The sequence below is a fragment of the Solemya velesiana gill symbiont genome (assembly GCF_002020805.1).
GTDB lineage: Bacteria > Pseudomonadota > Gammaproteobacteria > Chromatiales > Chromatiaceae > Sedimenticola_A.
This window is the reverse complement of sequence record NZ_MPRJ01000015.1, coordinates 13,364-32,481: the sequence shown is the minus strand read 5'-3', so window position 1 is coordinate 32,481 and position 19,118 is coordinate 13,364. Positions and strand designations below refer to the sequence as shown.

General features: G+C 56.9%; 20 protein-coding genes, 1 tRNA gene and 2 pseudogenes. 10 read left to right on the top strand and 13 right to left on the bottom strand.

Features of this window, described 5'->3' with window-relative positions:
- Positions 1-136 precede the first annotated feature (136 nt).
- Both BOW53_RS13670 and BOW53_RS13665 read left to right on the top strand, forming a co-directional pair.
- Positions 137-832: a hypothetical protein gene (locus tag BOW53_RS13670; protein ID WP_342748399.1), complete on the top strand. Its 696-nt coding sequence runs from the start codon at positions 137-139 to the stop codon at positions 830-832.
- A 15-nt stretch (positions 833-847) separates the two neighbouring features.
- A pseudogene (locus tag BOW53_RS13665) lies at positions 848-1,225 on the top strand (tyrosine-type recombinase/integrase); the annotation flags it as partial.
- 99 nt (positions 1,226-1,324) lie between these two features.
- Here BOW53_RS13665 and BOW53_RS03670 read toward each other — a convergent pair.
- The 5 genes from BOW53_RS03670 to rpsU form a co-directional block, all read right to left on the bottom strand.
- Positions 1,325-1,401 (bottom strand) — tRNA-Ile (locus BOW53_RS03670).
- Between the two features lie 15 nt (positions 1,402-1,416).
- Positions 1,417-3,246 carry an RNA polymerase sigma factor RpoD gene (gene rpoD, locus BOW53_RS03665; protein WP_078486162.1) on the bottom strand — a complete coding sequence of 610 codons (1,830 nt, stop codon included), beginning with the start codon at positions 3,244-3,246 and terminating at the stop codon, positions 1,417-1,419.
- A 59-nt stretch (positions 3,247-3,305) separates the two neighbouring features.
- On the bottom strand, positions 3,306-5,090 hold the full coding sequence (gene dnaG / locus BOW53_RS03660) for a DNA primase (RefSeq protein ID WP_078486157.1): 1,785 nt from the start codon (positions 5,088-5,090) through the stop codon (positions 3,306-3,308).
- Positions 5,091-5,203: 113 nt separating this feature from the next.
- On the bottom strand, positions 5,204-5,647 hold the full coding sequence (locus BOW53_RS03655) for a GatB/YqeY domain-containing protein (RefSeq protein ID WP_078486156.1): 444 nt from the start codon (positions 5,645-5,647) through the stop codon (positions 5,204-5,206).
- Between the two features lie 38 nt (positions 5,648-5,685).
- Complete coding sequence (gene rpsU, locus BOW53_RS03650; RefSeq protein ID WP_078486155.1) at positions 5,686-5,901, bottom strand: 30S ribosomal protein S21; 216 nt, start codon at positions 5,899-5,901, stop codon at positions 5,686-5,688.
- 107 nt (positions 5,902-6,008) lie between these two features.
- On the opposite strand from rpsU, the gene tsaD reads away from it, so the two are divergent.
- Positions 6,009-7,046, top strand: a complete 1,038-nt coding sequence (gene tsaD / locus BOW53_RS03645) for a tRNA (adenosine(37)-N6)-threonylcarbamoyltransferase complex transferase subunit TsaD (RefSeq protein ID WP_078486154.1) — start codon at positions 6,009-6,011, stop codon at positions 7,044-7,046.
- Positions 7,047-7,056: 10 nt separating this feature from the next.
- Here the strand turns inward: tsaD and plsY are convergent, their stop codons facing one another.
- Positions 7,057-7,674 carry a glycerol-3-phosphate 1-O-acyltransferase PlsY gene (gene plsY, locus BOW53_RS03640; RefSeq protein ID WP_078486153.1) on the bottom strand — a complete coding sequence of 206 codons (618 nt, stop codon included), beginning with the start codon at positions 7,672-7,674 and terminating at the stop codon, positions 7,057-7,059.
- Between the two features lie 30 nt (positions 7,675-7,704).
- Positions 7,705-7,839, bottom strand: a pseudogene (locus tag BOW53_RS13480) (GDCCVxC domain-containing (seleno)protein); the annotation flags it as partial.
- Positions 7,840-7,978: 139 nt separating this feature from the next.
- Between BOW53_RS13480 and folB the strand changes: the two are divergent.
- On the top strand, positions 7,979-8,332 hold the full coding sequence (gene folB, locus BOW53_RS03635) for a dihydroneopterin aldolase (RefSeq protein WP_078486151.1): 354 nt from the start codon (positions 7,979-7,981) through the stop codon (positions 8,330-8,332).
- Positions 8,332-8,823: a 2-amino-4-hydroxy-6-hydroxymethyldihydropteridine diphosphokinase gene (gene folK / locus BOW53_RS03630; RefSeq protein ID WP_078486150.1), complete on the top strand. Its 492-nt coding sequence runs from the start codon at positions 8,332-8,334 to the stop codon at positions 8,821-8,823. Before folB ends, folK begins: the two co-directional genes overlap by 1 nt.
- Before the next feature lie 199 nt (positions 8,824-9,022).
- Here the strand turns inward: folK and BOW53_RS03625 are convergent, their stop codons facing one another.
- Positions 9,023-9,778, bottom strand: coding sequence for a pteridine reductase (locus tag BOW53_RS03625; protein ID WP_078486148.1), 756 nt, complete (start codon positions 9,776-9,778; stop codon positions 9,023-9,025).
- A gap of 72 nt (positions 9,779-9,850) precedes the next feature.
- On the opposite strand from BOW53_RS03625, the gene BOW53_RS03620 reads away from it, so the two are divergent.
- Positions 9,851-11,044: a class I SAM-dependent methyltransferase gene (locus BOW53_RS03620; RefSeq protein ID WP_078486147.1), complete on the top strand. Its 1,194-nt coding sequence runs from the start codon at positions 9,851-9,853 to the stop codon at positions 11,042-11,044.
- 42 nt (positions 11,045-11,086) lie between these two features.
- On the top strand, positions 11,087-11,734 hold the full coding sequence (locus tag BOW53_RS03615) for a hypothetical protein (RefSeq protein ID WP_245831984.1): 648 nt from the start codon (positions 11,087-11,089) through the stop codon (positions 11,732-11,734).
- A gap of 16 nt (positions 11,735-11,750) precedes the next feature.
- On the opposite strand, the gene BOW53_RS03610 is transcribed toward BOW53_RS03615, so the two are convergent.
- The 3 genes from BOW53_RS03610 to BOW53_RS03600 are packed head-to-tail and all read right to left on the bottom strand — an operon-like array spanning position 11,751 to position 14,409.
- The gene (locus tag BOW53_RS03610) at positions 11,751-12,095 is read right to left on the bottom strand and encodes a hypothetical protein (protein WP_078486146.1); all 345 of its coding nucleotides are present in this window, start codon (positions 12,093-12,095) and stop codon (positions 11,751-11,753) included.
- Positions 12,096-12,100: 5 nt separating this feature from the next.
- Positions 12,101-13,213, bottom strand: coding sequence for a serine/threonine protein kinase (locus tag BOW53_RS03605; protein ID WP_078486145.1), 1,113 nt, complete (start codon positions 13,211-13,213; stop codon positions 12,101-12,103).
- Entirely contained in the window at positions 13,210-14,409 is a 1,200-nt protein-coding gene (locus BOW53_RS03600) for a multifunctional CCA addition/repair protein (RefSeq protein ID WP_078486144.1), read from the bottom strand. Before BOW53_RS03600 ends, BOW53_RS03605 begins: the two co-directional genes overlap by 4 nt.
- Positions 14,410-14,510: 101 nt before the next feature.
- Here BOW53_RS03600 and BOW53_RS03595 point away from each other — a divergent pair, with 101 nt between their 5' ends.
- Positions 14,511-15,575, top strand: coding sequence for an aminopeptidase (locus tag BOW53_RS03595; RefSeq protein WP_078486160.1), 1,065 nt, complete (start codon positions 14,511-14,513; stop codon positions 15,573-15,575).
- Positions 15,576-15,579: 4 nt separating this feature from the next.
- Here the strand turns inward: BOW53_RS03595 and BOW53_RS03590 are convergent, their stop codons facing one another.
- Positions 15,580-16,536, bottom strand: a complete 957-nt coding sequence (locus BOW53_RS03590; RefSeq protein ID WP_078486143.1) for a complex I NDUFA9 subunit family protein — start codon at positions 16,534-16,536, stop codon at positions 15,580-15,582.
- A 120-nt stretch (positions 16,537-16,656) separates the two neighbouring features.
- Between BOW53_RS03590 and BOW53_RS03585 the strand changes: the two genes are divergently transcribed.
- Positions 16,657-17,454: a sulfite exporter TauE/SafE family protein gene (locus tag BOW53_RS03585; protein ID WP_245831983.1), complete on the top strand. Its 798-nt coding sequence runs from the start codon at positions 16,657-16,659 to the stop codon at positions 17,452-17,454.
- Here BOW53_RS03585 and BOW53_RS03580 read toward each other — a convergent pair.
- Entirely contained in the window at positions 17,444-18,007 is a 564-nt protein-coding gene (locus BOW53_RS03580; RefSeq protein WP_078486141.1) for a hypothetical protein, read from the bottom strand. The genes BOW53_RS03585 and BOW53_RS03580 overlap by 11 nt on opposite strands.
- Before the next feature lie 303 nt (positions 18,008-18,310).
- Between BOW53_RS03580 and BOW53_RS03575 the strand changes: the two genes are divergently transcribed.
- A complete protein-coding gene (locus BOW53_RS03575) occupies positions 18,311-19,030 on the top strand; it encodes a hypothetical protein (RefSeq protein WP_078486140.1) in 720 nt (239 codons plus the stop codon).
- Positions 19,031-19,118: the final 88 nt, after the last annotated feature.

Here is a 19,118-nt window from a genome sequence, read left to right as displayed (position 1 = left end):
GTAGCTCATAAGTGCTTCGTCTCTTGGTCGGGAGAAGCGCCGACTCTACCAGCTGGCCCTTCAACTACCAATTGCACTTATTATCCGAAACCGCCTCTTGCAACGGACGTCCCGGTAACGCCTATGGAGGTGAGACATGGGGCGAAAAGCATCGCCAGGCCTCAAGCGAAGGGGAGAAACCTGGCACATTGACAAAAGGATCGGCGGACGGCGCATTTGCTTCAGTGCTGAAACAACTCAGCTTGAAGAAGCGGAATTAGTGCTGGCGAAGTTGATCGATGAGGAAAGGCAAGCGCGATTGTTTGGGGTGCGCCCCATTAGGACATTCGATGAAGCTGCGGCGAAGTTTGTGCTGGAGAATCAGCACAAGCGGAGTATCCATACTGATATTGGGCGATTGAAGAATATCGTACCGGTTATTGGTTCGCTGCGACTGGATCGAATTCATATGGGAACGTTACAGCAACTGATCGAGTATCGCCGTAATAAAGGAGTAAAGACAGCAACACACAACCATGATCTCAAACTGATTCGTCGGATTGTGAATTTGGCGGCCAGTGAGTGGATCGATGAACACGGTCTAACCTGGCTGCAGGCTGCGCCGAAAATCAAACTGTTTCCCGTCAGGGGTGCGCGTCGGCCTTACCCGCTGACGTGGGAAGAGCAAAATCTGTTGTTTCATGCTCTACCGAGCTATCTGGCGCAGATGGCGTTGTTTGCCGTCAATACCGGATGTCGGGACAATGAGATCTGCAACCTGCAATGGGCTTGGGAAGAGCGTATTCGGGCCGATGACCTGGATACCTCAGTGTTCATTATCCCGGATATCTAAGCCAAGAATGGTGAAGAGAGGGTGGTTGTTCTGAATCGTATCGCTCGGTCGGTAATTGAGGAGCGGCGTGGAAAGGATGATACCTATGTCTTCACTTACCGGGGGCATCCGTTGAAGCACATGCTTTCAAATGGATGGCGTCGGGCCAGGCAAGAGGTGGGATTGCCGCAGGTCAGGGTCCACGATATGAAGCATACCTATGGTCGCAGGCTCAGGGCGGCAGGTGTCAGTTTCGAGGATAGGCAGGATCTGCTGGGCCACAAGTCCGGTAGGATCACTACCCACTACTCAGGTGCCGAGCTCACAAGGCTCATTGAGGCGGCTGAGCGGGTCTGCGACCGGGATGATAAGCGTCCGGAACTTGTGGTGTTGAGAAGGTTGAACTATAGCTAGACCGCTGTGTGAGCGGTTTGTTTGTGACAGGAGGTCACGCAAAATTCACGCAAACGAAAAACGGGTTAGTGCTTACTATCACACTAACCCGCTTTGTATTGGTGGGCCCACCAGGACTCGAACCTGGGACCAATGGATTATGAGTCCACTGCTCTAACCAACTGAGCTATAGGCCCAAATGCGAGTCTATTTTAATCGGTATCGAGGAAGCTGCGAAGCTTTTCTGAACGCGAGGGGTGGCGAAGCTTGCGCAGCGCCTTGGCCTCAATCTGTCGGATGCGCTCGCGGGTAACATCGAACTGCTTGCCGACCTCCTCGAGAGTATGGTCGGTATTCATGTCGATGCCGAAGCGCATACGCAGTACTTTTGCTTCCCTGGAAGTCAGTCCACTCAGCATCTGCTGGGTGGACTCGCGGAGGCCTTCGCCGGTTGCGGAGTCGATGGGTGAAACGACGCCTGCATCCTCGATGAAATCTCCAAGATGTGAATCTTCGTCATCGCCGATGGGGGTCTCCATGGATATCGGCTCCTTGGCGATCTTCATCACCTTGCGTACCTTGTCCTCCGGCATGTCCATGCGTTCGGCCAATTCTTCCGGAGTGGCCTCTCGTCCCATCTCCTGGACCATCTGCCGTGAAATGCGGTTCAGCTTGTTGATGGTTTCGATCATGTGGACCGGGATACGGATAGTGCGTGCCTGGTCGGCAATCGAGCGGGTGATCGCCTGGCGAATCCACCAGGTTGCATAGGTGGAGAACTTGTAGCCCCGGCGGTACTCGAATTTGTCCACTGCCTTCATCAGGCCGATGTTGCCTTCCTGGATCAGGTCCAGGAACTGGAGGCCGCGGTTGGTGTATTTCTTCGCAATCGAGATCACCAGTCGCAGGTTGGCCTCGACCATCTCTTTCTTGGCCCGGCGTGCCTTGGCCTCGCCGATGGACATCTTGCGGTTGATCTCTTTGATCTCGCTGATGCTCAGCTTGCTGTTGGTTTCCAGTTCTCGCAGCTTTTTCTGGGCGCGGGCAACATCATCCTTGATGCCTTCCAGGGCGTCGGAGTAGCTCTTGCCGGCGGCAATCTGTTCAGTGACCCACTCGGGATTGGTTTCGTTGTCAGGGAAGGAGGTGATGAACTCCTTTCGCGGCATTCGTGCATCGGTGACACACAGTTCCATGATGCTACGCTCCTGGCTGCGGATGAAGGCGATGGCTGAGCGCAGGTTTTCCACCAACTCGTTGAAGACGGCGGGTACGAATCTGAACTCCATCATGGCGTCTGTCACTTTGGTCAGCGCCTTGACAGTCTTGTTGTCGTCGCGGCCGTGCTTGTCCAGGGCGTTGGAAAAAGCCTTGAACGCCTTGCGCAGGTCGGCAGCCTTCTTGGCTGCCTCTGCCGGATCGGGGCCGCGATCCACCTCTTCTTCCTCGTCGTCCTCATCCGCTTTGTCAGCCGCGGCCGCGGTATCCTGGGCTGGCTGGACCTTCGGGGGGTGGATGGTAACTTCTTCCGGCTCGGCGAATCCGCTGATCACGTCGGTCAGGCGAATCTCTTCATCCTCGGCTTTCTTGAACAGCTTTAGGACCCTTTCAATGGTGTCAGGGAAGGTCGAAAGGGCTGCAAGAACCTGGTTCTGGCCCTCTTCGATGCGTTTGGCGATCTTCAGTTCGCCCTCGCGGGTGAGCAGTTCCACCGTGCCCATCTCGCGCATGTACATGCGTACAGGGTCTGTGGTGCGGCCGAATTCGCTGTCCACTGAGGCCAGGGCTGCTGCTGCAGCTTCGGCGGCATCTTCGTCTGGGGTAACCGCGGTGTCTGAGAGGTTCGTGTCTTCGGTATCGGGTGCGCTTTCATAGACATGGATACCCATGTCATTGATCATCCGAATGATGTCCTCGATCTGCTCCGGTTCGACAATGCCGTCGGGGAGATGATCATTTACCTCTGCATATGTTAGGAAGCCTTGTTCCTTACCTTTAGCGATGAGTTGCTTTAGCTGGGATTGCTGCTGTTCCTGATCCATTTCCAACCTGTAAAAGATATTTTGACGAACGAAATGCGAAGCCGCATAGTATAGCATCGTTATTCGTTTTCATCCACTTCTGTTTGTCCGGTTTTACGCTGGGCTTTCTCTGCAAGGGCCTGGTTCAGGCGCTCCTTTTCAGACAGCGTAAGACCACTGAGCCCTTTTTCGGCAGCTTTCTGAAGCAAAAGTTCTGCTTCCTGGTCCAAATACTGGTTTGAGAGGGTCTGCAGGGTGTCTGACAGCTCCCTGGCCTGGTCCTCTTCGGGGAGATCGATGAGCACGCCAGCGAGTTTCTGCAGGTGCCTGCCTTCCTCCCGTTCGCGCCATCTCTCCAGTATCGCTGCTGTACTAAGGTTAGGCTGGGACTGAACTAATTCAAGAAGTTCTTTCAAAAGTGTGATGCCGGGCAGGCTGGAGTGTTTCCACTGCTCGGGCAGATTCTCTTGTTGCCCCAGCCTGGGGTTGGATATCACTAGGGCAATAGCTCGCCGCACCGGGGGCATAGTGCCCAGGTACGACCTGCTGGCCTGTTTCGGCTTTGGTCTGCCAGTTGTTTTGCTTGGGTATTTTGGGGCTGGCATTTCCAGGCCCACCTGCTGGCCCAGGCGTTTGAACATCATTTCGCGAAACACGCCGTCCGGCAGCTTCTGCAGCATCGGCTTGGCGAGTTCGGCAAGTTGCGCCCTGCCTTCCAGGGCGCCCATGTCCACCTGCTGTGCAAGATGGTCAAACAGGAAGTCCGAAAGGGGGGTGGCACTGTTGACCCGTGCTTCGAAACTTTCGCTTCCCTCTTTGCGTATCAGGGTGTCGGGGTCTTCCCCCTCTGGCAGAAACAGGAATCGTGCTTCTCTGCCGTCGCGTATGAAGGGAAGGGTGGTCTCCAGGGCTTTTCGGGCGGCATCCCGGCCAGCACGGTCGCCATCGAAACAGAAGACCACTTCCGGGCAGGTTCGGTACAGTCGCTCGAGGTGTTCCGGGGTGGTTGTGGTGCCGAGGGTGGCAACCGCATAGCGGATGCCGAATTGCGCCAGGGCAACCACGTCCATGTAGCCCTCGACCACCAGCAGTCGGTCAATCTTGCGCAGATGCTTGCGCGCCTCGTAGAGTCCATAGAGCTCCCTGCCCTTGTGGAAGACAGGCGTTTCCGGGGAATTCAGGTACTTGGGCTTGCCATCTCCCAGGATGCGGCCACCGAAGGCGATCACCTGGCCCCGATGATTACGGATTGGGAACATGATGCGTTCCCTGAAGCGGTCATAGGGCTCTTTTCTGTCTTCCGGATGGGTGAGCATGCCGGTGGTCAGCAGGCGCTGGGTCTGTTCCGAGTTTCGGCCCAGTTCGCTGTCCAGGTTGTTCCAGCCCGGTGGGGCATAGCCGATGCCGAATTCGCTGGCAATCTCTCCACTCAGTCCGCGCTGTTTCAGATAATCCACGGCCTGTTCGGCGTTGGGGTGTTTTCTCAGCTGCCACTGGTAGTAGCGGGCTGCCTTCTCAAGGGTTTCGTAGAGCGGCCTGAAATCCGGTCCGCTGCGCTCACCGGCTTCACGGGGAATCTCCAGGCCCAGTTGCGTGGCCAGTTCCTCAACGGCTTCCACGAACCCCATGTTGTCGTACTTCATCAGGAAGCCGATGGCGGTACCGTGGGCGCCGCAGCCGAAGCAGTGGTAGAACTGCTTTTCCCGGCTGACGGTGAATGAGGGCGTCTTTTCGTCATGGAACGGGCAGCAGGCCTGGTACTCCTTTCCCGCCTTTTTTAAAGGCACGCGGCTGTTGATCAGGTCGACGATGTCGACCCGGTTAACAAGCTCGTCAATGAATTGCTCAGGAATGCGTCCGGCCATTGATCCATTCGGGATTATTGTAGTCAGAGGATTTAAGCAGAGGCCTCTCTATAACGCAAAAAAGCCCCAGTGCCATGTGGCGCTGAAGCTTCTTTTCAGGGTGGTGCGGAGTGTCAGCCGTTGAGTTGCTGCTTTACCAAGGTGCTTACAGCACCCATGTCCGCCCGGCCCTGGACCTTCGGTTTCAGCTGTCCCATCACCTTGCCCATGTCGCGTATGGACTCGGCGCCGCTGTTGGCTATGGCCTTGGCTACCATGGAGGCGATCTCCTCCTCGCTCAGGGCTTCCGGCAGGTAGTCCTGGAGCACGCTGATTTCGTAGTGCTCCTGCTCGGCGAGTTCGGTACGACCAGCCTGCTCATACTGGGCAATGGAGTCCCGGCGCTGCTTGACCATCTTGTCCAGCACGGCGAGGACCTGCTCATCGTTCAGCTCAATCCTTTCGTCGACTTCACGCTGTTTTATGGCGGCCATGATGAGCCGGATGGTTGCCAGACGGGGCTTGTCGCCGCCTTTCATGGCTGCCTTCATCTCATCTTGGATGCGCTGTTTGAGCATGGCCTGTAGACTCAGGTGTGGAAAGCGAAACAGCTAGATCAGTACTGGCGTTCCCAGCGACGGTTTTCGCGGGATACCTTCTTCAGGTGGCGCTTTACTGCAGCGGCAGCTTTGCGCTTACGCTCTGCGGTCGGTTTCTCGTAGAATTCGCGACGGCGTACTTCAGCCAGGATTCCGGCCTTCTCGCAACCACGCTTGAATCGGCGAAGAGCGACTTCGAAGGGCTCGTTTTCTTTGACTCGTACGTTGGGCATTTGTAACCTCAAATGTTCGTTTCAGTGAATGCTGGAAGCATAAGAGCGCGAATTCTACTGCCAGATTGGGCAGTTTGCAAAATTTTTGTTGGGAAAAGGTGGAGTTAATGCGGGTTCTGGGTATCGAAACCTCCTGTGACGAGACAGGCGTTGCAATTTACGACGGGGAAAAGGGTCTGCTGGGGCACCAGGTGCATACACAGGTCGCGGTCCATGCCGAATTTGGCGGCGTGGTGCCGGAACTGGCTTCCCGTGATCATGTGCGCAAGACCTTGCCCCTGGTGGAAGGCGTACTGCGAGACTCGGGCCTTCGGAAACAGGATATCGATGCGGTCGCCTATACTTGTGGGCCTGGCCTGGTGGGCGCTTTGCTGGTGGGGAGCGCTATCGGACGTTCCCTGGCCTGGGCCTGGGGTGTCCCTGCGTTGGGTGTGCACCACATGGAGGGGCACCTGCTGGCGCCGATGTTGGAGGCCGAGGGGCCGGATTTCCCCTTTGTGGCCCTGCTGGTCTCCGGCGGACACACCCAGCTGGTGGAGGTCAAGGGTGTGGGGCGCTACCGCATGCTGGGCGAATCCCTGGACGATGCGGCGGGGGAGGCGTTCGACAAGACCGCGAAATTGCTGGGGCTGCCCTATCCAGGTGGGCCGGAGCTGGCGCGCCTGGCGGAACAGGGTGATCCGACGCGCTACCGTTTTCCCCGTCCCATGACCGACCGGCCCGGCCTGGATTTCAGCTTCAGCGGCCTCAAGACCTTTGCCCTCAACACATTGCATGAGGCCCAGCATGCGGCAGGTGAAGGGGGGGAAGCCTCGGAGCAGAGCAAGGCTGACATCGCCCGTGCATTCGAGGATGCGGTAGTGGAGACACTGGCCATCAAATGCCGCAGGGCAGTGCGCGAGAGCGGGGCGAAAACCCTGGTGTTGGCCGGTGGTGTCAGCGCCAACCAGCGACTGCGCGCACGGATCCAGGAGATCATGGAGAAAGAGGGAGGGCGTGCCTACTACCCCCGTCCCGAATTCTGCACCGACAACGGGGCCATGATCGCTTATGCCGGCTGGCAGCGTTTCAGCGCCGGACAGCATGAGCCACTTCTGTTCGGGGCCAGGCCAAGATGGCCCATGGAAGAGCTGCCGGCGGTTTGACGGGGCAGCTTTAATCCTCGGCTTTTTCTTTCTCGGGACCGCTCTCGTCCTTGATCTTGCCCTCGGCGCCCGTCAGCAGGTTGCGGATGTTGCTGCGGTGGCGCCAGAACAGGATCAGCGAGAGGATGATCTGCATGCCCACCAGCTCCGGTGCTGGCCAGAAGTACCAGACCACCAGGGGCGCCAGGGCCATGGAGACCAGGGCGGAGAGGGAGCTGATATTGACCACCTTGGCCATGAACAGCCAGATGAGTGCGATGGTGCCGCCGATCTGCCAGCCCAGGCCAAACTGTACGCCCAGGGCAGTGGCTACCCCCTTACCCCCTTTGAAGCCGAAAAAGATCGGGTAGAGATGGCCCAGGAATGCCGCCATGGCGACACCTGCAAGGACAATTGGCTCCACTCCCATCAGGTTGGCGATAAGAACCGGTATCAGCCCCTTGAGGCTGTCTCCCAGCAGGGTGATGGCCGCCGCCTTCTTGCCGCCGATACGCAATACGTTGGTTGCCCCCGGGTTGTGTGAACCCTGGGTGCGCGGGTCGGGTAGTCCCATGAGCTTGCAGACGATGATTGCGCTGGATACAGAACCCAGCAGGTAGGCGCCAAGGATGAATAGGATGTCGGTCATGAATCGGGTCCGGATTGTTCAGGTTCGGCTGCAGCAGTCGCTGGGTTTTGGGGAAAGCAGTTTATCGCACCCGGTGCATTCGTAATACCACTGGCAGGCATCGGTCGGCATCTGCTCTGTTCGGATTGTGCCGCAGTGTGGGCAGGTGATGGTGGATTCCAGGATCGGCTTTACAACAGGATTCCTCTCTGTAGGTACCAGTATTCTGATCCCTGGCGGTCGCCAGGGTCAAGGTGGTTTGCGAAAGGTGAACACTGCTTTACTATGTCGCCCACACTTCGAATCAATTTGGAATTCCTTTTTTATGGATATAGTTTTTTTGCGGGGCCTGCGCATAGAGACTGTCATCGGTATCTACGACTGGGAGCGGGAGATCAAGCAGACCGTGGTGCTGGACCTGGAGATGGGAGCGGATATCAGCAAAGCGGCCGCCAGTGACAGTATCGAGGATACCCTCGATTACAAGGCGGTCTCCAAACGCCTTATCGCCTTTGTGGAAGAGAGCAGTTTTCAGTTGGTGGAGACCCTGGCGGAGCGATGTGCCCAGATCGTGCGCGAGGAGTTCAATGTACCCTGGGTCAGGCTGACCCTGAACAAAATCGGCGCGGTGAGCAGTGCCCGTGACGTCGGTGTCATTATCGAGCGGGGAGAGCGCTAGTGCCCAGAATCTGGCTCAGTCTCGGCAGCAATATCGATCGGGAAGCCAATATTTGCGGTGCACTTCAGGCTTTGGATCGGCATTTTGGCCCCCTCGTGATATCCCGGGTTTTTGAAAGCGAGGCGGTAGGGTTCGAGGGCGATCCTTTCTATAACCTCGTCGTTGGCCTGGAGAGTGAATCCTCCATCGACGATCTGATGGGGGTTTTCAGGGGCATCGAGTCCGATTTCGGTAGAGTGCGGGGTGATGATAAGTTCGCTGCCAGAACCCTGGATATCGACCTGTTGACCTATGGTGACCAGGTACTGGCAGACGGCGGGATGGAACTGCCCCGGGACGAGATCCTGAAATACGCCTTTGTTCTTCAGCCCCTGTCCGAAGTGGCAGGCGACGAACGACACCCGGTGGAAGAGAAGACCTATGCCGAACTCTGGCAGGCCTTTGATGCATCAGGACAAAAGCTCTGGCCCGTGGAGTTTGAGTATAAATAGGCTGTTGGCCTGAATTGCGACTGGTTATTTGTCACTTAGGAGCGACACTTTTGGGTGAATAAACCCCGTCATTCCGGCGGATGCCGGAATCCAAAACCACCTCATCAGGAGATAGATTCCGGCATTCGCCGGAATGACGTGGAATAGGAACCGTTGAGGATATTCCTGGACAGGTTCTTGTTTCTTGTCTTCGATTCTCTCAATGCTGTACCGAACGCCCACCATCCACGGCGATGATCTGGCCGGTGATGTAATTCGCCTCCCGGGCCAGGAACAGTACGGTGCCACCAATATCCTCCGGGTTGCCGGGTCGTTTCAGTGCGGTGCGGGAGAGGATTGTCTCCTTGGCCTCATCGTCCAGCCCTTCTTCCGGCCAGAGTATGGCGCCGGGAGCCACCCCGTTGACCCGGACATCCGGGCCCAGTTCCCGGGCCAGGGTTTTGACCATCATGGCGTTACCGGCCTTGGCCATGGAGTAGATGGGATAGCCCGAAAGCGGGCGCTCGGCATGGATATCCACCAGGTTGATGACGCAGCCTTTGCTCGCCTTCAACAGGGAGGCTGCCGCCTTGGCCAGGAAGAACGGTGCCTTGAGGTTGCTGCCGATCAGATCGTCCCAGTGTGACTCTTCCACCGATTCCAGGGGCGTGGGATAAAAACTGGAGGCGTTGTTGACAAGGAGGTCCAGGCGGCCTCGCCAGGCGTCGATTTCTGCAATCACGCGGGGCAGGGATCCAGTGTCATGCAGGTCCGCCTGGATCAGCTTTACCGACTCGGGGCGCCGGGCTTCGAGTTCCTCCTTGAGTGCCTGGGCGGCAGCCTCCGAGCTGCGGTAGTGCAGCCCGATGTCCATGCCCGCTCCATGCAGTCGTCGTGCGATAGTTGCACCGATGCGGTGGGCGGCACCGGTAACCAGGGCAACCTTGCCTTTCAAGGCGTCCAAATTTTCTGTCACGTCTGAATCCCACACTTGTTAAGATAACCACAACTCTAAACTGAAACTGTGCTTTTGAAAAACAGGCCCTTGATGTCTGATCATTTAACCCGTCCCGGCAGCTTGCCGGAACCCGATGAAGATGCGCGTATTCAGAGTGAACGTCTGATTACGCTGATCCGTTCGGAAATCGAAGCCTCTGGCGGAAAGATCCCTTTCGATCGCTACATGGAGCTGGCGCTCTACGCCCCCTGGGTTGGCTACTACACAGGTGGTGCACGCAAGTTCGGCGAGGCGGGGGATTTTATCACGGCACCCGAGGTCTCCCCCCTCTTCGGGCGCTGCCTGGCTCGGCAGTGCGAGCAGGTATTCAAGCGACTGGGGGGGGGAGAGCTTCTGGAGATCGGTGCCGGCTCGGGTGCGCTGGCTGCAGACCTGCTGGAAGAACTGGCCCGCCTCGATGCCCTGCCGGAGCGTTACCTGATCCTGGACGTGAGTCCGGAGTTGCGGCAGCGCCAGTGCGAGACCCTCGAGAGCAGGGTGCCGGGCCTGGTCTCCAGGGTGGCGTGGATAGAGGATCTGCCTGATGCCGGTTTCAGGGGCGTGGTGATTGCCAATGAACTGTTGGATGCGATGCCGGTGCAGCGATTCAGGCTTGAGCAGGGTACGGTATTCGAGCAGTTTGTCGGCCTGGCGGGCGAGGGCTTTGCCGACAGTTGGGGGCCGACCGAAAGTCCTGGCATTGAATCGGCGGTGGCGGCTTTGTGTGAAAGGCTCGGCCAGGATCGTGAGGACTACGAGTCCGAGATCAATCAGCGAGCCGTATCCTGGCTACAGGCACTGGGGGAGCGTCTTGCTGAAGGGCTTGTGCTGCTGATTGATTACGGATACAACCACGCAGAGTATTACCACCCCCAGCGGAACCGGGGAACGCTGATGTGTCACTACCGCCATCGCGCTCATCCTGATCCCTTTGTCTATCCCGGGTTGCAGGATATCACCGCATACGTCGATTTCAGCGCCATTGCCGGGTCTGCTGCAGAAGCTGGTTTTACGGTTTCGGGATATACCTCCCAGGCCTTTTTCCTCATGAGCTGCGGCCTCGATCAACTGGTTGCCCAGTCTGATCCCAACGATGTGCGCAACCACATGGAGCTGGTGCAGGGGGTCAAGCGCCTTACCCTGCCCACGGAGATGGGGGAGCGCTTCAAAATGTTGGGCCTGACCAAGGCGTTCAACGAGTCACTGCTCGGCTTTCAGATGAGGGATCAGCGTGAACGTCTGTAAGTCTCTCCTTGTTTCCATGCTCTGCCTGGGGCTGCTTGCCGGTTGCATGACGGCAACTCATCCATCAAGGCCAGGGAATTCCAGGTGCAGGACCTGGCGAAGAGCGATGTGGACCTGGTGGCCGAGGCCCAGCAGCGTTTTTCCATGGAGTTGCTGCAGGCGTTGATGACAAAGCTCTACAAGCGCAATCCCGGGGAGTGGAGAAGGTTTGGTCATAAGCATGTCGAGGCTGCGGTTGGTCGGGTCTTCGGCCCTGGCAGGACCGGAATATACCCTGAGTTGGAGGGTAAACGCTCGATCAATGCGATATGCCTGGTGTTCGATGAGGCTTATGCCGGCGACCGGGTGCTGGCCTTCGTGGAAGGTCTGCGCAGCATGATTGTCGCCTCCTATAACGGCAAGCAGCAGATCTTTCTGACCGATGAGCTGGATCCCCAGAAACTGTATAACGCCGCACGAAATATCGAGATCGCGGTTTGGAAGTTGAACACAAACAGGGATTCCGCAGGCAGTTTGTTTCTGGTTGGTAACGAGACGGCAGGGCCGGTCAAGAACCTCAGTTTTGAAAGACTCTTCGGCAAGCTCATCGCCCTGCAGGACAGCACTGCGCGAATCGTGGCCGAAAAGAGCAATCGCCGTATAAAGAATGTCATCCAGTCGGTGGCATCGGCGGTATTTTTGCCAATCTGATCATTTTCCTGGTGGCTCAATCGCCGGGATTCAGCCGATCGAAAATATCCTCAACCTTGTTTGGTGAAGTGCTCTGCTGTTGCCGGCCGTTACGCAAATCCCGCTGCAGTTTCAATCCTTCATGTCCAGGTGCCACCGCCAGTCCCTGGGTTATGTACCGTTCGGCTTTCATTTTGCGTTGCTTCGACAGGCTTTGCCTTGCCAGTGCGGCATAGCGGTCTGCAACCTGTTGCAGACCCTTGCGGGCTTCAGGGTTGTCGGGCGCAATGACAAGTGCCTGTTGGTAATAGTCTTTTGCGCTGTCCCCGGAGGGGTAGCTGAGTTTTTCGCTCTTAAGGCGCTGTTTCGCCTTCTCCAGCAATCCCTTTACCTTGTTGTTTCCGTTGTCCGTTGTCCGTTGTCCGGTGAAGGGGGATGGCTGGCCGCTTCATCAGCCGGTTTTGTGTCGGCCTGTATTCCAGGTTGAGTTGCGGGGGCGGTTGCCTCTACTGGTGGTTGCTGTATGGCGGGTGGCTGATCGCTGACGGTTTGATCACCACTAGGCATGAATAGCCACGTAGCCAGTACCAGGACGCCGAGGGTTAGAGCTATTTGAAGAACGCGTTCGCGGGTGAGGAGCGGTGTCTGTTGGATGTGGTGCCTCTTCTTCTCCTCCTGTTTCCGCTCTTTTCGTGTTTGCACCCTGAGGTCCTGAATCGCCTTCATCACTTCGCCACCGGTCTGGAATCGTTGGCCGGGCTCTTTCGCCATCATTTTTTCCAGCAGGGGCTGGTACTGGTGGAACTTCTCAGGGAGGGTGGGGACCGGTTGCTGGATATGGGCCATCAATGTTGCTGCGTAGCTCTCGCCGCTATAGGGCTTTTTGCCGGTCAGCATCTCGTAGAGGATCACGCCGAGGCTGTAGATGTCTGAACGCCCATCGAGTTTACGTTCGCCCTGGGCAAGCTCCGAGCTCAGGTAGTGGGGGCTGCCCATCACCGTGCCGGTCACGGTGAGGTCGTTGTCTGTCTGCATCAGCTTGGCGATACCGAAATCCGTCAGCACCGGTGAGCCATCGGAACGGAACAGAATGTTTGATGGCTTGATATCGCGGTGTACCAACCCCTGGCTATGGACATAGCTGAGACATGTCGCGACCTGGGAGATCAGTTTCAAGGCTGATTTCGGCCGGATGCCCTGGTTGATCTTCGTCTTGAGGTTGCCGCCGGGGAGATACTCCATGGCGATATAGTAGAAACCTTCACCCTGGCCTATATCGTAGATGGCAACCAGGTTGTTGTGGCTGAGCTTGGCAACATAGCGGCCTTCATTGAAAAAGCGTTCGAAAAACTGGGGGGTTTCCGGATCGGTCAGCACCTTCAGTGCAACAGGGCGCCCCAGGGATGACTGGGTGGCGAGATAGACGGAGGCCATACCGCTCTTGGCGACCAGTTTTTCGATCCGGTAACCCGGTATCTTGATTCCGATTTCGCTGTTCATCTGTCAAGCCACTGTTTTTTTGCCCGATCTACAGTGCGGATACGTTCGCGGTCGATGTCATGGGTCAGGTCTGTTCCACTTTTCCCTTCCCGGTATAAGCCTGACAGGTCCAGTCCGGCAATTTCTTGCAACAGGTAACGTAGCATATCGGCCTGGGGATAGGGGCGTTCTTCAAGCCCTTTTCGTCCCCTGGTATCCGCTTCACAGGCTAGCAGGAACTGTTCAAAGCGTTCCGGCCGGCGCATTGCATCCAGTGCTTTGAGCATCCTGACCAGGGTGGAGGGTTTGAGCTCACGTGCTCTGTGGCAGTTCGTATGATAGCGCGCCGCCATCACGGCCAGGTCTCTAAAGCTGTTGGGAACGCGTAGCCTGGCGCAGAGATCGGTGACCATCCAGACACTGCGCTCTTCATGGCCGATGTGACCGGGCCACAGCTCTGGTGGTGTGGTGCCCTTGCCCAGGTCGTGCATCAGCGCCGCAAAACGAGTCTGGGGTTCCTGGCTTAGCCGACAGGCCTGATCCAGGACCATCATGGTGTGGACCCCGGTATCCACTTCCGGGTGATAGTGTTCGGGTTGTGGGACACCATACAGGCGGTCCAACTCCGGCAACACGCCGTGCAGGGCGTGACAGGCCTTCAGGGTTTCGAAGAATATGCGCGGATGCTCTCCTGCAAGCGCCCGTTCGATCTCTGACCAGGCCCGCTCGGGGACCAGGGCTTTCAGCATGCCCTCTTTTGCCATGCTGCGGATCAGTTCACAGGTTTCATCCGCAACACGGAATCCAAGCCTGTGCAGGCGCGCCGCAAAACGTGCCAGGCGCAGAATCCGGAGAGGGTCGTCGGTGAACGCGGGCGTGTGGCGCAGGACTCTCGCCTGTAGGTTCTTTTCGCCATCCAGGGGATCGATCAGCCTTCCCTCGCTGTCCAGGGCCATGGCATTGATTGTGAGGTCCCTGCATACCAGGTCGGCGATAATCTCGGCGCGCTCACCAGGTTCGCTGGGTGTGCCTCTGGGCAGGGCATACTCTTCGGAGGTTTCGGGATGGAGAAAAACCGGGAAATCACGTCCCACCTGCCGGTAGCCCTTGTCGAGCAGTTCTGCTGCCGATGCGCCGGTAACCAGCCAGTCCTGCTCTTCGGCAGGAAGGCCCAGAAGCTTGTCTCTTACAGCGCCGCCAACCAGGTAACATTTCATTGGGGCATCCTAAGATGCCTTGCCAAAATAATCCACGACAGGTTCTTTTCTATGTAACCGGATGCACAATATCCACACCTATCTATGCTAGTGTGGTGGTTATGATCGGTCGTTTGTCGCTGACATTATTGCTTCTGTTGATACTCCAGGGATGCACCACCATGGGCTACTACGCCCAATCCATTGGCGGGCATTTATCCCTGATGGGCAAGAGCCGTCCCATTGGTGAGGTCTTGAAGGACCCGGCTACTTCGCCGGAACTGAAAGCCCGGCTGCTGCTGGTGCGATCGATGAGGGCATTCGCTGTGGAAGAGCTGCAGCTACCGGACAATGGAAGCTATCACGATTTTGCAGATCTCAATCGCGAGGCAGTTGTCTGGAGCCTGGTGGCAGCACCCGAGTTTTCGATCGAGGCTAAAACCTGGTGTTATCCCTTCATCGGCTGTGCCAGTTACCGGGGATATTTCGACTGGGCGGATGTCAAGGTTTATGCAGACAAGTTGGCCCTTGAGGGGCTGGATGTGGCAATCGAGCCCATTCCTGCCTATTCCACCCTGGGCTGGTTTGATGATCCCGTGCCGAGTACGGTGATCGAGTGGCTGGAAAGCCGCCTGGCGGGTCTGATATTCCATGAGCTCTCCCATCAACTCATCTATGTGAAAGATGACAGCGCATTCAACGAGTCGTTTGCCACAACGGTGGAACAGCTGGGTGTGGAGCGTTGGCTGCTGAGACGGGGTGAGGATGAAGCGGTGGTGTCATGGCGAAAGGGACAGCAACGGGAAAAGGCATTCGTGGAGATGCTGCTGGGAACAAGGGCCAGGCTGGGGCAACTCTATGCACTAGAGCTGGGCCAGGATGAGATGCGCAGGCACAAGGCCCGGGTCTTCGAGGAGCTGAAGCAGCGCTACGAAGGACTGCGGGAGCGCTGGGGCGGCTACAAGGGTTATGATCGCTGGTTCAACCGGGGGCTTAACAATGCGCGCCTCGCCTCTATTGCAACCTATGAGCAGTGGGTGCCGGCATTTATGCACCTGCTGCAGCAAGAACAGGATGTCCGGGGCTTCTACGCGGCCTGCCGGCGTCTGGCTGATTTGCCCTATGAGCAGCGACAGGAGCAGTTGAGGCAGTTGTTAGCGGATTGCAGAGGGGGTGAAGTTCGTTGACCGGTTACCTCTGCCGGGTGATCAACTGGTAATAGCGCAACCGTTCCGAACGCTGGCCGAGGAAGTAGGGTACAACCGATTCGAGACGGGTCGCTTCGATTCCAAGTTGCCCCAGGCCGTCTTCACTGCAGACACTGTCCACCTGCATGGAGAGGTAGTTGTCGTAGGTGAACGGTTTACCAGGCACAAGTCCCAGCATTCGTGCCTGCAGTGCCGAGAGTCCTGGGCTGAGACCGACGATCCACTTGTGGATGCCCAGGGTTTGCGCAGTGTATTCCACCAACTCCTTCAGGGTGTATGTCCCTGGGCCACACAGGTCGTAATGCTTACCCCAGGTAGAGGGATCATCCAAGGCGTTGTACATGGCCTGTACCACGTCGCCGACATAAACCGGGGCAAAACGTGCGTTGGGGCAGGCCAGGGGAAAGGGTCCAGGCGCCATCTGAAGCAGGGATGCAAAACGATTGATAAAACTGTCGTCTTCGCCAAAGATCACGGAGGGACGGAAACTGGTGATCTTGATCTGGGGCTGGCCAAGGGTGTGGGCACGGTTTTCAGCCTCTCCTTTTGTCTTGAGGTAGATGCTGGGGCCATTTGCTTCATTGGCATTGAGTGCGCTCATGTGCAGCAGTCGTCTGACACCTGCGGCTTTACATGCGTTGACCAGGGTATCTGTCAACTCGATATGTATCCGTTTGAAGCTGCGTTTGTCACCGCTCTCGTTGAGAATGCCAGCCAGGTTGACGGCGGCATCGCACCCTTCAAGCAGGGGCTCCAGTTCCTGTTGGTCAAAGGGGTTGGCCTGAATAAGCTCCGCCTGCCCGGCTACCTGCAGGTTGCGGTGGCGTTGGGGATGGCGGCTGGGGATGACGCACTTGACCTCGTTGGCACTCAGCGTGGCGGCCAGATGGCGTCCTACAAAACCGGTACCGCCCAGGATGCAGACTTTGTTACTCTTCACGCTTCACCTTGTTCCGTGTCTTATGTTGAGTGGATGCACCCTGTAAATATAGACGGTTTTTGTTAAAAGTTTGCGCTGCTTTGCTCACCGGGCCGATGATCAGAAAAACAGGATTTGAATTTGTTTGAGTTAGCAAATATCGCCATTTATCTCCTGTTGGGGTCTATCGCCGGTCTGTTTGCCGGACTGCTGGGCGTGGGGGGTGGCTTGATCATCGTGCCCGCCCTGATCTGGGTTTTCAGGGGCAGCGGCTTCTCTCCCGATCTGATCGTTCACCTGGCCGTTGGCACGTCACTCGCCACCATCGTGGTTACCTCCATCTCATCGGTGCGTGCCCATCACAAACGGGGTGCCGTGCTCTGGAAGCAGGTGCTGGAACTGGCCCCGGGAATCGTGGTGGGCGCCTGGATTGGGGCCGCCGTTGCGGATTATCTGCCGACTCTCTGGTTACAGCGGGTGTTTGCCTCTTTTGTCATTGTCGTCGGCCTTCAGATGGCCTTTGGAGGGAAGACCGATGCGCACAGGGAGCTTCCGGGGTTGGGGGGAATGTCCCTGGCTGGCGGCCTCATCGGTATGGTATCGGCAATTGTTGGCATAGGCGGCGGTTCCATGACCGTGCCTTTTCTGAATTGGTGCAGTGTAAATATCCGCAATGCTGTGGCAACTTCAGCGGCTTGCGGACTTCCCATTGCAGTGGCTGGTACGATCGGGTTCGTGGTGGCAGGCTGGGGAGATGCCGGGTTGCCCCTTTGGAGTACCGGGTTTGTCTATTGGCCCGGTTTTCTGTGCATCGTCTGTGCCAGTGTCCTGTTAGCGCCCCTGGGGGCAAGGATGGCCCACACCCTGCCGGTGAATGCCCTGAAGAGAGTCTTCTCTGTGCTGCTGCTGGTTGTGGGTGCCAGGATGCTTATCGGCTGATACGCCGGTAGAGCATGAGATTGCCCCATTCGTCCCGCAAGGCGAGGCGGCCCTCCTGTTCGGCGTATTCGTAGCGCAGGGATTGTCCGCTTGCCAGGTCCTGCATCAAGAGGTGCTGGTCATTCTCAATGTGAATGCGGCCTTCCCTGAAATTGCTTCGATCCCTGAAAATCCGGAAACGGCCGTTGTTGATGACCAGCACATCGCCTGCCTGGCCCCGCCAGTCTCCGTCCAGCTGTTTTGTGGCGCTTGGGGCGCGCTTGAACTGGTTGAACTGCTGCATCGAGCCCCAGGGGTTGCTGTAGGGCGAGGGGCCGAAGGAGCTGAAAGACATGCTGCCCGGCATGCCATAAGGACTGAACGGGGACATCGAGGGAGAGAAACCGGGCATGCTGCCGAAGTTGTTTTGGGGCCAATCGAAGCCAGGCGTGTCACTGCCTTTGCGCTTCTGATAAGCGGAGGAGAAAGCGTCCATCATGTCCATCATGGATTCAGCCAAGGTGCCGTAGCGGTTCGGATAGTCGAGGTCAGCCGCCCCGGCTATCGACGACATTGTTAATAACCCAAGCAGAATGATGCGTCCGTTTTTCAAAGTCAGGCCCTTTATGCAATTTGTTGCTAGTTTGGTCTGTGCGGATGAGGGTTTCAAGTCCCTGATCGATCTGTCAGGCAATGGAATCTGATACCTGAGATACATCATTGATCAGGGGGTTTCTCTGTCAGCAGGCTTGCCACGGGGAGTGGATGGTGGTTATCTATAGCCATCTATAGTAGGTCACACGGTAGATTCAGAAAAATAATTAGAATATTTCAGGGTTTAAACACGCTGTTCAACCCGCTGCTGCAACTGCCATCATTGTCGGCTGATGAGCAGGTGATGCGTCACTACACGCTTGTGTGTACAAACAGGGATGACCCCGATGGCTTTGCACGGGTCAACCGCCTGATGGCGGATGTCTTTGGTGATTTTCTTCCTGACTGGTGCTCGCCAGCTGCATCTGAGGGTGTCGATGCGGGAATCATTTCGAGCGGTACGGGAACCACACAGGTAAAAAGCCTCGGTTTCAGTGAAATAGAACGATTACTGAAGCGTTCTCTCCAGTCGTTGGAATTTGAGCAGGGGCTGGTCTCCTGGCTTGATTCCCCTGAGAACATTGACAAGATCATTTTTTCCGTAGGCAGCGAAGATCAACCTGACGGTCATGTCGCCAGGCGTGGCTGGGATGAAAAACACTGGCCGGAACTGGTTCAAAAGGTACTCGACAGAGCTGTTGCTGGTATCAGGAAGACCGGTGCTGTGCAAAGGAACAAGCGGATTTTCAGTTTCATTCGCCATTTCATGCGCCTGCGCCACGACCTTAAGCTGGCCTACCAGGCGCACAAGGTGATGGCGGATATCCGCCTGCTGACAAAACCGGAGGACATCGAACTTTCCCGTGGTAACGGCACACTCAACGAGTTCGTATTGCGTGAAGAGTTGCAGTCGGAGAAGCGAAAGATCAGGAACCACGTGATTCTGAAAGCCGATTGGCGTGGTTCCACTGCCATCACCAGTCAGTTGCGTGAAAAAACCTGAATCCCGCATCACATTTCAGTCTCAACTTTTTCGAGCCGATCAATAAACTGCTGACGGTATACGGTATATGGTGCCAACAAGGTATTCG

Excerpts from the sequence above, each read along its gene's own strand:
- BOW53_RS03600 (WP_078486144.1), bottom strand. The coding sequence starts at position 14,409 with ATGAAATGTTACCTGGTTGGCGGCGCTGTAAGAGACAAGCTTCTGGGC.
- BOW53_RS03620 (WP_078486147.1), top strand. The coding sequence starts at position 9,851 with ATGTCTGATCATTTAACCCGTCCCGGCAGCTTGCCGGAACCCGATGAA.
- BOW53_RS03655 (WP_078486156.1), bottom strand. The coding sequence starts at position 5,647 with ATGCTCAAACAGCGCATCCAAGATGAGATGAAGGCAGCCATGAAAGGC.
- folB (WP_078486151.1), top strand. The coding sequence starts at position 7,979 with ATGGATATAGTTTTTTTGCGGGGCCTGCGCATAGAGACTGTCATCGGT.
- BOW53_RS03605 (WP_078486145.1), bottom strand. The coding sequence starts at position 13,213 with ATGAACAGCGAAATCGGAATCAAGATACCGGGTTACCGGATCGAAAAA.
- dnaG (WP_078486157.1), bottom strand. The coding sequence starts at position 5,090 with ATGGCCGGACGCATTCCTGAGCAATTCATTGACGAGCTTGTTAACCGG.
- BOW53_RS13670 (WP_342748399.1), top strand. The coding sequence starts at position 137 with ATGGGGCGAAAAGCATCGCCAGGCCTCAAGCGAAGGGGAGAAACCTGG.
- rpsU (WP_078486155.1), bottom strand. The coding sequence starts at position 5,901 with ATGCCCAACGTACGAGTCAAAGAAAACGAGCCCTTCGAAGTCGCTCTT.
- plsY (WP_078486153.1), bottom strand. The coding sequence starts at position 7,674 with ATGACCGACATCCTATTCATCCTTGGCGCCTACCTGCTGGGTTCTGTA.
- rpoD (WP_078486162.1), bottom strand. The coding sequence starts at position 3,246 with ATGGATCAGGAACAGCAGCAATCCCAGCTAAAGCAACTCATCGCTAAA.
- tsaD (WP_078486154.1), top strand. The coding sequence starts at position 6,009 with ATGCGGGTTCTGGGTATCGAAACCTCCTGTGACGAGACAGGCGTTGCA.
- BOW53_RS03580 (WP_078486141.1), bottom strand. The coding sequence starts at position 18,007 with ATGTCGTCGATAGCCGGGGCGGCTGACCTCGACTATCCGAACCGCTAC.
- BOW53_RS03595 (WP_078486160.1), top strand. The coding sequence starts at position 14,511 with ATGATCGGTCGTTTGTCGCTGACATTATTGCTTCTGTTGATACTCCAG.